This window comes from Deinococcus piscis (genome assembly GCF_014653275.1).
GTDB classification, from domain to species: domain Bacteria; phylum Deinococcota; class Deinococci; order Deinococcales; family Deinococcaceae; genus Deinococcus; species Deinococcus piscis.
The window spans coordinates 45,753-58,727 of the sequence record NZ_BNAL01000021.1; the positions used below are offsets into that span (position 1 = coordinate 45,753).

The window sequence follows — 12,975 nt, forward strand, 5'->3', positions numbered from 1 at the left end:
TTACCTGAAGGTGTGCCTCTCCACCCAGCGCAGGGCCGAGCGGATGACTTCCAGCTGGGCCTGCTGCCCCAGCCGGAAGTCTGCTCCGGTCACGGTTTCGTCGGGGAATTCGGTCACAAGTTCGAGGGGACAGCTCAGGCTTTCGCGCACGGCAAACAGGCAGGGTGTGCCGTGAATCATGCGGTAGGGCCGCGCACTGGTGTGGGCTTCGTAGACCTGACACTGCGCGGCGTTGAAGGCGGTCAGCTCTGGCCACTGCGCGAGGTCGGCGGTTACGGTGTCCGCCAGGGCTTCGGCCAGCTCCTCTTGCCCAGGCTGCGCCCGGAAAATCAGACAAAAGCCTTTGGGCAGGGTCCACGCTTCAAAGCCCTGGGGAACATACCCGTTCATGGGCCGGGTCCACTCGTGCGACGGGTAGCCGTGCAGGTTGACGTGCAGCTGTGGGGCAAACTGGGCCAGTGCCCGCCTGCGTGCCGCTCGTTCGTACCAGGGGGCATCACAGCGGTATTCCAGATCGTCGCCCAGGGCGGTGTAGCGTGCCGCGTGATGCATATGCTCGGGGTGCTGAGCCTCCTGCAGCCAGCTGAACAGGGCGTATCCATCCGGATTTTCCTGCGGAATGACTGTGAGCAGAGGGTGGCCTTCCAGCTCGGCCACGGCCCGGAGCGCCGCCACCACACCTGTGGCTTCGTTGGCGTGCTGCCCGGCAGTGACCAGTAGTCCGCCAGGTTGCTCGCTGGGCTGCAGAAAAGTCACCACTGGCCGCCCCTGCACACTAAGGTCACGCGGGGCACGCTCTGGCCGGAGCCGCTCCTGCCAGGCCAGAGCTTCGGCAGGGGAGAGGGGCCGGTCCAGCGCCGTGAGGTCTGGTGTGGCGGCAGCCGGGCTGTGTGAGGCAGAAGCGGCAAGGGCGGGACCGCTGTTCAGTACCTCCAGCTGCACCTGGTCGCTGCTCAGGACCAGCGGGACCACTTGCCCCAGTTGCAAAGTGCGCTGCGTTGGGGCACCAGGCTGCCGCTGCTCGAAGAATTCCTGAGTGCCGAAATACAGTTCCTCACTCAGCGCTTCTCCCAGGTCCAGCGCCTCGTGACCGTGGTGCAGGGACTCACGCGAGAATGGGAAGTGGGCCACCGGCTGTAGGCAGCCGAAATAAGGAGGGCGCTCGGGCCACGCCTGCTCTGCCAGCCAGCCGAGATAAGCCTCCCAGAGCTGCTCAGGCGCGGTGGGGAAATCCAGCGTGAGCCCGTCTACACGCAGCCGCCCGGTCATGCGCTGCACGGGTTCACCTGTGACGGCAGCAGCTTCACGCAGCGGCACTGGAATGTCCAGCGTGTTTCCATCTACGTTCAGGACATAGCCCGGCTCAGCGGGGCTGTGGGGTGCAGTGATCAGCTCACAGCCCCACTGCCGTGCCCAGGCGGCCAGGGGATAAGCCTCTAGCAAGAACCGTTCCGGGTGGGCGTGCGGCACGGTGGGATACCGCAGTTCCAGACGCTCTGGCGGGTGCTGTTGCCACGCCGCCCAGGAGTCCAGCAGGCGGCTGACCAGCGGCTTGTAGCAGTTCCAGACCTGCACAGTGCACTCTGGCCAGCGGGCCTGCACTTCGGCCTGCAAAGCGGCGCGTGCCTCGGGGCCTTCCGAAATCCAGACCTCAATCTGCTGTGGAGGCTGCGGCGCGTGCTCCCACTGCTCCAGCAGGTGCCGCACCTGGGCGCTGTCGGTGAGCCCCTGCCAACTCCATACCGCCGCCTTTGGGAGAGCGCCCATCAGGAGGACCGGACCGGCGCGGTGGGTGTCCCAGCCACAGGAACTGCGGAGCTAAGTAAATTCCGGGTGTAGAAGTGGCTATCCACTTCGGAACCCCGACCAACGGGAGTCAGAAAAAAGTGGCTGCCCGTGAAAGTGGAGCATGTCAGGGTGCTTTTCCCTGATAGGCGGAACTGCAACCGGTAGCCACCTGGGCAATATTCTGATCATTGCCATATAGTGAACGATATTTCGCAGGAGGACAACATATGACTCAGCGCACCGGAATGTTTCTTACGCTTGCTTTACTTCTCGCGGGTTGCACTGCGCCCAAAACGTCTGGCGACTCTGGGGCGACGGCGTCCGGGGTATCGGCCTCTGGAGCTGCCAGTGCCGACGCTGGGGCTCCGGCGGGGGCCAGCGGCGCAGCCTCGGCTCAGGCCAGTGGCACCACCTCTGCTACGGGGCGTGGGGACACCCTGGTCATCATGGAAGCCTCCGATATTCCCACGCTTGATCCGGGCGCAGTCTTTGATGGAACAAGTAGCCGCCTGGTGCAGAATGCTTACGAAACGTTGGTGGCGTACCCCGCTGGCTCGCTGACCGAATACGAGCCGCTGCTGGCCGAAAGCTGGACCACGTCGGAAGACGGCCTACAGTACCGCTTCAAGCTGCGCTCCGGGGTCAAGTTCCACTCTGGCAACCCGTTCAGCTGCGCCGACGCAGAGTACACCTTCGAGCGCAATCTGGTGACCAACGCTGCGGACGGTGGAAGCTGGTACATTTCCGAGCCGTTACTGGGCACCCGCGACAACGCCGAAAAAGACCCTTCCATCACCTGGAAGCGGATTGACCAAGCGGTGGAATGCGAGGGCGAGGAACTGGTGCTCAACCTGGCCCAGCCGGAGCCCTACCTGCTGGCCCGGCTGACCTATCCCGGTCAGGCGATTGTGGACCGCAAACATACGGTGGCCCTGGGCGAGTGGGACGGCACCGAAGCCACCTGGAAAGACTGGGTGTCCAAAGACCTGTCGGAAAGTCCGCTGAGCAAGGATGCCAGCGGCACCGGCCCCTACCGCATCGTCAGCGCCGAGGACGACGCGCTCACGTTTGTCAGCTTCCCGGACTACTGGGGAGGCGAGCCAGCCATCAAGAACGTCGTGCGCCGCAAGGTGCCGGAGCAGGCCAGCCGCATCCAGGCGCTGCTCAAAGGCGACACCGACATTGCCGAAATCGGTTCGCGTGAAGTGATTCAGTCGCAGGTGGCCGGTCAGCCGGGCATTCAGGTGGTGGACGACCTGCCCAACCTGGTCGCTTATGCCTTGGCGCTCAACCAGGACACGGCCAAGAGCCAGAACATCGGCAGCGGCACCTGGGGAGATGGGGTTCCGGCCAACTTCTTCGCGGACCGGGACATGCGGCTGTGCTTCGTGAAGGCTTTTGACTATGACACCTATGTGGAGCAGATTTTCCTGGGCAAAGCCGAGCGCCGCAACACCCTGATGCCGCCGCAACTGGCGGGCTATGACCAGACGCTCGCCAATCCCGGCCTGAACCTCGATGAAGCGCGCCAGCACTGCGAGAAGGCGCACGGCGGCGAAGCCTGGGAGAAAGGCTTTACCCTGAATGCCGCTTACCGCGAGGGCAGCCCCCAGATTCAGGCCGCCATCGAAATTCTCAAAATGAATATTGAGGCGATGAACCCCAAGTTCAAGGTGAACCTGATCGAGAAGCAGTGGAGTGAGCTGATCAGCGCGGCCAACATTGAGCCGATGGCCTACGCCAGCTGGGGATCAGGCTACGCTGATCCAGACAACTATTTCCGGCCCTTTTACCACAGCGCTGGCTACCACGGCCTCAAGAGTCATATCAACGACGCGCAGATAGACAGCTGGATTGACGAAGCCCGCAAAGCCGCAGCCACCGACCCGGAGCGTGCCGGGGAACTGTACGCTCAGGTGGCCCGCCGCGCCGCCGAGGAAGGCTACTACATCGTGCTGCCAATTGGTGCCGGTATCCAGGCTTACCGGGATGATTTGCGGGGCGTGGGCGGACAGGACTACAACGTGATTTCGGGCTTGTTCTGGAAGCGGCTCAGCAAGGGGGCGCAGTGACCGATGCTGGGCTACGGACCATCAGCCAACCGGAGGACATCTACCAGCTGAATGTCCGGCAGGCAGCGGCGCTGCTTGAGGCCGCCGAGCGCTCCACCGATGAGGAGTGGCCGCAGGCCCTGCATGCTCTGGCTGACGCTGCTGGGGTCTCGCCTGACAGCGACCCGGCGGCGGTGCGTCAGGGCCTGGACCTGCTGCGGATTCGGGAGATGATCGGCAGCCTGAACGGGCAGGAGCAGCGGGCATGAAAATCCTGGTGACGGGCTTTGACCCGTTCAACCAACAAGATGAGAATCCGGCTGGTCTGATCGCTCAGTCTTTGCCGGACCAGATCGGGGGCGTGGCCGTAGTGGGGCGCGAAATCCCGACCCAGTACCGCGCCGCCACGCAGGCCATCTTGGCCGCCATCCGTGAAGTGGGGGCCACCCACGTGCTGTGCCTGGGCATGGACGGCTCGCGGCCTGGCCTATGCCCCGAAACGCGGGGCTACAACTGGGCCGATGTCAGCATTGCCGACAATGCTGGGGTCAAGCTGACCCGGCAACTGCTGGAACCGGACGGCCCCCTGGCCTGGCATACCACCCTGAGTACGCCTCAGGCGCTGGCGGCGGCAGCGCTGGCCTACGGCGTCCCTGCCGAGGTGTCTCAGGACCCCGGCTCCTTTGTCTGCAACAACGTGACCTACGAGCTGGGCTATCTGCTGGCGCAGTCCAGCGACCTTCAGCATGTCAAGTACGGGTTTGTCCATGTGCCCAAGTTGCCTGGGCAACGTGCACCCTATACTTTGCCGCTGGACACCATGCGCCGGGGCGTGGTGGCGATGCTGGAACATATCGTGGCTGAAGGCGCTGAGGGCGAGCGAGGTGCCTTGCCGGAGCAGGCGCGGAGGCCGCATGCATAGCAGGGGCGCGCCAAAGTGGACCGTCTCCTATAACTCTAATCTGGGCTCCTACAGCCTCTACACTGTGTGCCGGACATGACCCTTTACGAAGAGTTGCTGCAAAATGTTGAATATCCAGAAACTTCGGAAGAGGCGATGGTAAGCCTGCTGCGGACCCATTCTGTTGTCATGGCCGAGTTTGATCAGTTTGTGCGGCAGTTTGGGATTACACCAGCGCAGTACAACATCCTGCGGATTTTGCGCGGGGCACACCGCGCCGGTGAGCAGCTGGGCCGCAACGAAATCCGCCGCCGACTGATTGACCGGGTGTCCCCCGATGTCTCGCGGATGTTGACCCGACTAGAAAAGGCCCAGTTGGTCAGGCGGGACCATGCGCGCCCTGAGGGTGAAGACCAGCGCCTGGTGCCCGTGCACATCACGGCGCGGGGCCTGGAGCTGCTGGCCGACATGGACCGCCCACTGGCAGAGCACAACCTGCGCACCATGTCGGCGCTGAGCCCAGCTGAGCAGGCGCAGCTGATCCATCTGCTGGGCCGGTTGCGCCTTGGGATCCAGGCTTTGCCCCAGCGTCAGGGCGTGGATGGCACGTCGCCAGAGTAGGTCGGCCTGGCCCCCACCCGCCGCGCTTCCAGAGGCATGCGCCCTGTGCGGCCGCGAGGTGCCGCATCTGACCGAGCACCATCTGGTGCCGCGCTCGCAGGGGCGGCGGCGTGGCCTGAAGGTGGCCTCACTCCCTACAGCGCTGTTGTGCCTAGCTTGCCACAAGTACCTGCACACCACCTTTTCAAATCAGGAGTTGGAAAACCAATACTCTTCGCTGGCCGCACTGCGTGAGCATGAGGGTGTACAGAAATTTGTGGCCTGGATTCGCAAGCAGCCCGCTACCAAAGGTGTCAGGGTGCGCTGAAGTCCAGCTGAGCAGGTGCCACACCGAAGCCGGGGAATGCCGCTGCGGCCCCCGTGCCTGTTTGGCCTTGCACGTCCGGTACACGTAGGCTGAAACCGTCACGGATGAGCAGGCCCGCTTCGGCAAAGCGGACGTAGCGGTGCAGCAAGCCGTCCAAGCGCTCGTTTAGGAGATGACGCGGGCTGACGCTGGCCCCAAAAGTGCGTACATCGCCGTAATTCGCCAGATTTAGGCCCACATAACCGCCCATGCCGTCTTCCCACAGCGGCAGCCAATTGGCAGCGCTGCTAGGATCGGAATAAGGACTGAACGGCTCTACGGTGCCCCGCGCGTCTGGCGGTCCAAAGGTGGCCGGATCCGCTGTGCCCAGCTCATCTAGTGGGATGGACCGCAGTCCGAACAACTCGCCCCAGTCGCGGTGATGCGCGTACCACAAGCGCACTTCGGGGGGCAGCGGCTTTCCTAGACGAGCTTCGGCGGCATTAAGCTCAGCTTCGCTTGCTCCTGGCGGCAGTGCAGTCAGCAAGTCTGGGTGATGCGCAGCCAAAAAGGCTTCCAGGCGGGGCAACGCCTCGGACAGGGGCATCCCGCCGCTCTGAGGGTTCTTGCTGGGCGTAGCGGGCGCGGCACCAAAACCGGGAAAGAGGTTGCCCAGCTGATAGTAGCCGTCGTGGGCTTGCCCCGCCGCGTCAGTCAGGGTCACGTCCCACATCTCGCCTTCAAAGCCGTCCAGTGCCTGCACGACAACCTGCCCACTTTCCAGGCGGCGGAGGTACTCGCGCAGGAAGCCTTCTACGCTGCTGGCGAGCACGTAACGGTGATTCTCGTCGCGCCCGGTGGTCACCACTTGCCCGGCCTGGCCCACCACGTCTGGCCCCAGATCCAGGGCAACATTGTTGCCGCCTCCATCGTGCAGGAAGGGCACCCATACGGCAGAAGCGTACTGCTCACGGATGGCCCCGGTCGGGTACGACAGCGGGTGAATGGAGAGGTTCATGTCGCTATTTTCGCGGGCAATGTCAGCCCACATTTGCCATTGGCTGCCTACCTCCGCAAGTGGCATCCAGTCCAGCCCAAAGACTCCGCCCACCGACCAGTTTTGGCCGTCGTGCCAGCGGTACAGGGCACGGAAATCTGACGGAAGTTCCTGCCCGAGCTGCGCTTCCAGAGCGTCCAATTCGGCTTCGGTCGCTCCGGGGCGCAGTGTGGCAGCGATAGCGGGCGCATACTGGGCATACCAAGCGTCCAGGCGCTCCAGCACAGCAGAGAGCGGAGCATCTTCAGCGAGCGGAGAAGGAAGGGACGTGACTGAGATGGACAAGGGAACCTCCTGCGGCAAGGTCACAGATGGACGGGCTAAAGGCATCACTTCTGAAGCAGGTCCGCTGAGCATGACACAGAGTGTGAGAGCAACAACCAGGCCTCGCGACATAGGGTCAGAATAGGTCAGAACCCTTTGTCCTATCTCTTGACAGCTGGACCTCCTGCGTTCAGTCCACGCCGCTGACGCCGTGCTCCAGCGGGCCGTGCCCTCCCCCCAGCCCAGGGGCAGCGGCCATCGCCCGCGCCACGTATGCCTGCGCCTGGGCCACCGCCTGCGGCATAGGCTGTCCCAGCGCCAACCCGGCAGCGATGGCGCTGGAGAGGGTGCAGCCGGTGCCGTGGGTGTGGTGGGTCTGCTGGCGGGGCACTGTGAACCGGTACTCGCGCCCCTGCCAGTGCAGGCGGTCCACCACCGTGTCGCCCGCCGCATGGCCTCCTTTGAGCAGCACGTTCCGCCCGCTCAGCGCTGCGCCCAGGGCCTCGGCTTCGGGCAGATTGGGGGTGGTGAGTGCCGCGAGGGGCAGCAGGTCATCCATCAGGGCGGTCATCCCTCTGGGGTCAAGCAGGGACGCGCCTCCTTTGGCAACCATCACGGGGTCAAGGATGATGGGCACCTCTGCCCCGCGCAGCTCGGCGGCCACCGCCCGGATGATGTCGGCTCCGCCCAGCGCTCCGATTTTGATGGCGGCTGGGGGCAGGTCGGCCAGGACCGAGCGAATCTGTGCGGCGACCACATCTGGCGGCAGGAGAAAGGTACGCTGCACACCCAATGTATTTTGCGCAGTGATGAGGGTGACCGCAGAGGTACCGAACACCCCGAACGCCTGAAAGGTCTTGAGGTCGGCCTGAAGGCCCGCCCCGCCGCCCGAGTCCGAGCCAGCGATGGTCAGGGCGATAGGTTTTCGTGTCATAACAGCTCCTTGGCGATGTGCTGCGCTGTGGCGGGAGCCAGCAGTGCGCCGTGTCTACCGTGCCCAGTGGCGACCAGCACGCGCCGGTCCCAGCCAGGTAGTGCGCCCACGATGGGCAGGTCGTCCGCCGTGCCCGGACGCAGGCCAACCAAGGCGGTTTGGGGCCGCAGGGTGTCGGCTTCCGGCCAAAGGACGCAGGCCGCCCGGTGGAGCCAGCGGGCGTCACTGGGCCGGGGGGCCGGGTCCCAGCAGTGCGGGCGCACCGTAGCCCCGATGTAGTGTCCGTCGGGACGCGGCAGGCCGTACAGCGGAAAGCCGCGCCGCTTGCCGCTGTAGCGGGCCGGTAGTCCTGGGGAGCCGGTCAGCAGCAGCGCCTGCCCGCGCACCGGGAAGACCGGCAGCCCAAAGCGCCCGGACCAGGCTCCAGCAGCCAGGACCACGCGCTCGGCGGTCAGTGGGCCAGCGTCGGTGATGAGTCGCACGCCTCCACGCACCTGCTCCAGCTCTAGCACCTCGGCACGGCGCACGTCCAGCCTGTGCAGCGCAGCCCGGACGACGGTAGGGGGATGGGTGGTCGCTTCGTGGGGTCTGAGGGTCGAAGGGTCTAAAGGTCTAAGACAGGGAGAGTTCACATGCTCGATGCCGCTACGAAAAGGCACATCCAGCCCGGAGGCCCGCGCCAGGCTGCGGGCAAAGTCGGGCCACAGGCGCAGGCTGTGTTCTGCCAGTTCGTCTAGCGGGGTGCCGTGCAGGCGCTCGCCCGTTGGGGTCAGCATGCCCGCACCCGCCCGCCAGGCTGCGCCGCGTTTGCCCGCGTCCAGCACCACAATGTCTGCGCCTGCCCGTGCAAGCTCAAAAGCGATGCTGGCTCCGATAAGTCCGCCGCCCACAATGGCAATCATGTCGGGACCGTCATGTTGGAACCTCGGGGTCGGGCAGGCGGACCACGCCCATTTCGGGGCTGCTCGGACTGGATGTCGCGCGCACCTGCATCCGTCCAGCCAGGTACGCCATTCGCCCTGCCCGTACACCCAGCGCAAAGGCCTGCGCCATCGCCACCGGGTCGCGGGCCTCGGCCACGGCGGTGTTGACCAGCACGGCGTCTGCGCCCATTTCCAGTGCGGCTGCGGCTTCACTGGGCACGCCCAGGCCCGCGTCGACCACAATCGGGACCCTGGCCCCGTCCAGCACGGTGGCGATCAGCGCGGAGTTTTGCAGGCCCCGCCCAGAGCCGATGGGGGAAGCCAGCGGCATCACCGTGGCGCAGCCAGCGGCTTCCAGCTGCCGCGCCAGCACGGCGTCGGGCTGTACGTAGGGGAGCACCGTAAAGCCTTCATCTACCAGTTCTTCAGCGGCCCGCAGCGTGCCGGTGGAGTCGGGCAGCAGGTAGCGGGCATCGGGAATCACTTCCAGCTTGACCCAGTTCGTGCCAGTGGTGGCCCGCGCCAGTTTCGCCACGCGCACAGCTTCAGCGGCGGTGCGGCAGCCCGCCGTGTTGGGCAACAGCTGGTAGCGATCCCAGTCCAGCGCGTCCAACAGGCCGTCATGGCCCGCGCTCTTCAGCTCCACCCGCCGAATGGAGACGGTGACGATCTCCGCGCCGCTCGCCTCAATGGCCTCGCGCATCACGCTGAAATCGGGGTATTTGCCGGTGCCCAGCATCAGGCGGCTGGAAAATGGCTTACCGGCAATGGTGAGGGAGTCGTTGTGCATTTTCGTTCCTTTCAGAAGTTGAACAGTCGAAGGGTCCAAAGGTCGAAAGGTTTAAGAGGACGGTGCTTCGACCCTTAGACTTCTAGACCCTTAGACAGCGCGTCAGCGCCTTACCCGCCGACCATCATCCGCACCACATCCACCACGTCGCCGGGGCAGAGGGGGCGGTCTGAGAGCTGTCCAGCGGCGTAAAAGTCATCGTTCACCGCCGCTGCCACCCGCGCCGGGTCCAGCTCCAGCGAATGCACCAGCGCCAGCAGGGTGAGGCCAGGGGTGAGGGGGTAGGCTTCGCCGTTGAGAGTGAAAGTGGCTTGGGGAGGTAAGTTGTCAGTCATGGCATTTTTCCTTGTGAGGTCAAAGAGTCGAAAGGTCTAAGGGTCTAAGTAGGTTCCCTTAGACTTTTCGACCCTCAGACCCTTAGACAGCTCCTCAGCTCCGCCGCCGCCGCCGCCGGGTCCGCCGCGTCCAGCACAGCCCGCACCACGGCCACCCGCCGCGCACCCGCGTCCAGCGCTGCGTGAATGGTCTGCGTGTCTATCCCACCGATGGCGTACCAGGGCAGCGGGGGATTCAGTGCGGCCACGGCGCGGATATAGTCCAGCCCCACGGCAGCCCGGCCCGGCTTGGTGGGCGTAGCGTGAACCGGGCCGCAGGCGAAGTAGGCGGGGGCTTCGGCCAGGGCGGCGGCGGCCTGCTCAGGAGCGTGGGTGGAGCGGCCTATCATCAGCGACGGGGCGATTTCGTGTGCCCAGCGGCCCGGCAGGTCGTTTTGGCCCAGATGCACGCCGTCGGCACCGGCGGCCAGCGCCACGTCCACGCGGTCATTCACAAAAAAGGGAATGCCGCGCCTGTGCGCCAGGTCGCGCACCTTTTCCGCCAGCGCAATGTATGGCCGCGCTTCGCCGTAGCGGGGGTCTTCGGCCTTGCAGCGGAGTTGCAGGGTGTCCACTCCGCCGTCTAGCGCCGCGCCGATGCGGGCCAGCAACTCGGCTTCGCTCTGCTCGGGGCGCGGGGTGGCGACGAGGTAGAGCACGCCTAACGGCCTCGTGGCTTCAGTCATCCGCTCCCGCCTCTGCGGGCACGTAAAGCTCACTGCCGCCCGCCCGGAACTCCTGCGCCTTCTCCGCCAAGCCCTCCTCCATGAACGCCCGCAGGTCGCCCGCGAGGTCCTGGCTCAGCTTCATGGAGCAGAACTGCGGGCCGCACATCGAGCAGAAATGCGCGGTCTTGGCGGCCTCGGCAGGCAGGGTTTCGTCGTGGAAGGAGCGGGCCTTTTCCGGGTCCAAACCGAGGTTGAACTGGTCATTCCATCTGAACTCGAAGCGGGCCTTGCTGACGGCGTTGTCACGGACCTGCGCGCCCGGAAAGCCTTTGGCAAGGTCGGCGGCGTGGGCGGCCAGCTTGTAGGTGACCACGCCTTCGCGCACATCGTTCCGGTCCGGCAGGCCCAGGTGCTCCTTGGGGGTGACGTAGCACAGCATCGCGGTGCCGTGCCAGGCGATTTGCGCCGCCCCAATCGCGCTGGTGATGTGGTCATAGCCGGGCGCAATGTCAGTGGTGAGCGGTCCCAGCGTATAAAAGGGCGCTTCCAGACAGGCCTCCAGCTCGCGGGTCATATTCTCGGCAATCAGGTGCAGCGGCACATGGCCGGGGCCTTCGATCATGGTCTGAATGCCTTCTTCCCAGGCCACGCGGGTCAGCTCGCCCAGCGTGCCCAGCTCGGCAAACTGCGCGGCGTCGTTGGCGTCCTCGATGCTGCCAGGGCGCAGGCCGTCGCCCAGGCTGAAGGTGATGTCGTACTCGCGCATGATTTCGCAGATGTCGCGGAAGTGGGTGTGCAGGAAGTTCTCGCGGTGGTGGGCCAGGCACCAGCGCGCCAGGATAGAGCCGCCCCGCGACACGATACCGGTGCGCCGCCGCGCCGTCAGCGGCAGATGGGCCAGCCGCACGCCCGCGTGAATGGTGAAATAGTCCACGCCCTGCTCGGCCTGCTCGATCAGGGTGTCGCGGAACACGTCCCAGCTCAGCTCCTCGGCCACGCCGCCCACCTTTTCCAGTGCCTGATAAATCGGCACCGTACCGATGGGCACGGGGCTGTTGCGAATAATCCATTCCCGCGTCTGGTGAATCTGCGGGCCGGTAGACAGGTCCATGACGGTGTCCGCTCCCCAGCGGGTGGCCCAGACCAGCTTTTCCACCTCGTCCACGATGCTGGCCCGCACCACCGAATTGCCGATGTTGGCATTCACCTTGACCCGGAAGCCCCGCCCGATAATCATCGGTTCCAGCTCCGCGTGCATGACGTTGGCGGGAATCACGGCCCGCCCCCGCGCCACTTCGGCTCGCACATATTCCGGGGTGATCTCCTGCGGCATCCGGAACCCGTGCGAAAAGCCGGGGTGCTGGTGGCTGAGCGTGAATTCTGGCGGCTGGCGCATGGCTTCACGCAGGGCGACAAATTCCATCTCCGGCGTGATTTCTCCGGAGCGGGCGGCCTGCATCTGCGTCTTGCCGCGTGCCCGCGCCCAGCTGCGAACCGGGGGCAAGCCACGCTCCAGGTCAATCTGGGCCGCTGGGTCCGTGTAGGGGCCGCTGGCGTCGTACACGTACACGTCCGGGTTGGGCACCGAGCGGGTCAGGGTGCCCACCTGCTCCAGCGTGGGACTCTGCGAGATAGCGCGCACCGGCACGCGAATCTCCGGGCGCTGCGGATGCGTCAGGTAAACCTTGCGGCTTCCAGGAAAAGGCCCCAGTGTCAGCCCGGCGAGGTCACGCCCGGCGTCCTTTGGGCCAAAAGCTTGTCTGTCCAGGTGGCGGGTTGTGGCGGTCATTGTTCCTCCGTGCCTGAACTGCAGAGGCCGGGGCAGGAAGGAAGAGGGCCGCCCACACGACAAAAAAACGCCGCCCACGCTCTGCGGGCCGCGTTCTGCTGGTGGTCGCTCGGTCCATCACATTCCCTCCGCTGGTCCTAACCAGTTCAGGTTCAATGGGTTGGACACTGGCCCCCGTTGGGCAGGTCCTCTCAGCCGTTTTTGGCACCCCAAGTGATGCGCGCAGTGTGCCACGCGGCCAGTCCGAGGTCAAGGCAGCGCGCAGCGAAGGCAACAGGTTCGGGCCGGATCAGGACACTGCCAGTCGGCAGCATCACCATATGCCCAGATGCTTATGTTTGCCTCCATAATTTTCATTTGTCAGAAGGATGTCAGTCTTCACACTTTCCGTAAATTTATGCCGCTTATGCTGGGGGGCATTCCGCTGCAACGACAGGAGGGCAGACGCCATGTGGACCAGACTTATTGATAACGGTGGAGGTCTGAGTTGCTACACTTCGTATATGTCCGGATGGCAGCCAAGCCACTT

At 64.9% G+C, this 12,975-nt stretch carries 13 protein-coding genes and 1 riboswitch; of the genes, 5 read left to right on the forward strand and 8 right to left on the reverse strand.

The genetic code is table 11. From position 1 onward, the window contains the following. Complete coding sequence (locus tag IE158_RS08920) at positions 1-1,767, reverse strand: M14 family metallopeptidase (RefSeq protein WP_189643312.1); 1,767 nt, start codon at positions 1,765-1,767, stop codon at positions 1-3. Between the two features lie 248 nt (positions 1,768-2,015). Here IE158_RS08920 and IE158_RS08925 point away from each other — a divergent pair, with 248 nt between their 5' ends. From IE158_RS08925 to IE158_RS08945, 5 genes are all read left to right on the forward strand, one after another. Next, on the forward strand, positions 2,016-3,860 hold the full coding sequence (locus tag IE158_RS08925) for an ABC transporter substrate-binding protein (protein WP_229839025.1): 1,845 nt from the start codon (positions 2,016-2,018) through the stop codon (positions 3,858-3,860). Next, a complete protein-coding gene (locus tag IE158_RS08930; protein WP_189643313.1) occupies positions 3,857-4,108 on the forward strand; it encodes a hypothetical protein in 252 nt (83 codons plus the stop codon). The genes IE158_RS08925 and IE158_RS08930 overlap by 4 nt, the downstream gene beginning before the upstream one ends. Next, positions 4,105-4,761 carry a pyroglutamyl-peptidase I gene (locus tag IE158_RS08935; protein WP_189643314.1) on the forward strand — a complete coding sequence of 219 codons (657 nt, stop codon included), beginning with the start codon at positions 4,105-4,107 and terminating at the stop codon, positions 4,759-4,761. Before IE158_RS08930 ends, IE158_RS08935 begins: the two co-directional genes overlap by 4 nt. Before the next feature lie 75 nt (positions 4,762-4,836). Further along, entirely contained in the window at positions 4,837-5,361 is a 525-nt protein-coding gene (locus IE158_RS08940; RefSeq protein ID WP_189643315.1) for a MarR family winged helix-turn-helix transcriptional regulator, read from the forward strand. Between the two features lie 58 nt (positions 5,362-5,419). Then, on the forward strand, positions 5,420-5,668 hold the full coding sequence (locus tag IE158_RS08945) for an HNH endonuclease (RefSeq protein ID WP_373295838.1): 249 nt from the start codon (positions 5,420-5,422) through the stop codon (positions 5,666-5,668). Here IE158_RS08945 and IE158_RS08950 read toward each other — a convergent pair. The 7 genes from IE158_RS08950 to thiC all read right to left on the reverse strand — a co-directional run bounded on the left by IE158_RS08950 (position 5,655) and on the right by thiC (position 12,446). Beyond that, positions 5,655-6,989 carry an SMI1/KNR4 family protein gene (locus IE158_RS08950; RefSeq protein ID WP_189643317.1) on the reverse strand — a complete coding sequence of 445 codons (1,335 nt, stop codon included), beginning with the start codon at positions 6,987-6,989 and terminating at the stop codon, positions 5,655-5,657. The two genes, IE158_RS08945 and IE158_RS08950, sit on opposite strands and share 14 nt — an antisense overlap. A 169-nt stretch (positions 6,990-7,158) precedes the next feature. Continuing rightward, positions 7,159-7,902 (reverse strand): bifunctional hydroxymethylpyrimidine kinase/phosphomethylpyrimidine kinase, encoded by a 744-nt coding sequence (thiD, locus tag IE158_RS08955; protein WP_189643318.1) that lies wholly within the window; start codon positions 7,900-7,902, stop codon positions 7,159-7,161. After that, on the reverse strand, positions 7,899-8,804 hold the full coding sequence (locus IE158_RS08960; protein ID WP_189643319.1) for an NAD(P)/FAD-dependent oxidoreductase: 906 nt from the start codon (positions 8,802-8,804) through the stop codon (positions 7,899-7,901). Before IE158_RS08960 ends, thiD begins: the two co-directional genes overlap by 4 nt. A 10-nt stretch (positions 8,805-8,814) precedes the next feature. Then, the gene (locus IE158_RS08965; protein WP_189643320.1) at positions 8,815-9,615 is read right to left on the reverse strand and encodes a thiazole synthase; all 801 of its coding nucleotides are present in this window, start codon (positions 9,613-9,615) and stop codon (positions 8,815-8,817) included. 110 nt (positions 9,616-9,725) lie between these two features. Beyond that, entirely contained in the window at positions 9,726-9,950 is a 225-nt protein-coding gene (thiS, locus tag IE158_RS08970; RefSeq protein WP_189643321.1) for a sulfur carrier protein ThiS, read from the reverse strand. Between the two features lie 74 nt (positions 9,951-10,024). Further along, on the reverse strand, positions 10,025-10,675 hold the full coding sequence (thiE, locus tag IE158_RS08975; RefSeq protein ID WP_189643322.1) for a thiamine phosphate synthase: 651 nt from the start codon (positions 10,673-10,675) through the stop codon (positions 10,025-10,027). Next, entirely contained in the window at positions 10,668-12,446 is a 1,779-nt protein-coding gene (gene thiC / locus IE158_RS08980) for a phosphomethylpyrimidine synthase ThiC (RefSeq protein WP_229839026.1), read from the reverse strand. The genes thiE and thiC overlap by 8 nt, the downstream gene beginning before the upstream one ends. Positions 12,447-12,551: 105 nt before the next feature. Beyond that, positions 12,552-12,668, reverse strand: a riboswitch (TPP riboswitch). Between the last annotated feature and the right edge of the window lie 307 nt (positions 12,669-12,975).

Coding starts and splice junctions, on each gene's coding strand:
- IE158_RS08920 (WP_189643312.1), bottom strand. CDS start 1,767: ATGGGCGCTCTCCCAAAGGCGGCGGTATGGAGTTGGCAGGGGCTCACC.
- IE158_RS08925 (WP_229839025.1), top strand. CDS start 2,016: ATGACTCAGCGCACCGGAATGTTTCTTACGCTTGCTTTACTTCTCGCG.
- IE158_RS08935 (WP_189643314.1), top strand. CDS start 4,105: ATGAAAATCCTGGTGACGGGCTTTGACCCGTTCAACCAACAAGATGAG.
- IE158_RS08940 (WP_189643315.1), top strand. CDS start 4,837: ATGACCCTTTACGAAGAGTTGCTGCAAAATGTTGAATATCCAGAAACT.
- thiD (WP_189643318.1), bottom strand. CDS start 7,902: ATGACACGAAAACCTATCGCCCTGACCATCGCTGGCTCGGACTCGGGC.
- IE158_RS08960 (WP_189643319.1), bottom strand. CDS start 8,804: ATGATTGCCATTGTGGGCGGCGGACTTATCGGAGCCAGCATCGCTTTT.
- IE158_RS08965 (WP_189643320.1), bottom strand. CDS start 9,615: ATGCACAACGACTCCCTCACCATTGCCGGTAAGCCATTTTCCAGCCGC.
- thiS (WP_189643321.1), bottom strand. CDS start 9,950: ATGACTGACAACTTACCTCCCCAAGCCACTTTCACTCTCAACGGCGAA.
- thiE (WP_189643322.1), bottom strand. CDS start 10,675: ATGACTGAAGCCACGAGGCCGTTAGGCGTGCTCTACCTCGTCGCCACC.
- thiC (WP_229839026.1), bottom strand. CDS start 12,446: ATGACCGCCACAACCCGCCACCTGGACAGACAAGCTTTTGGCCCAAAG.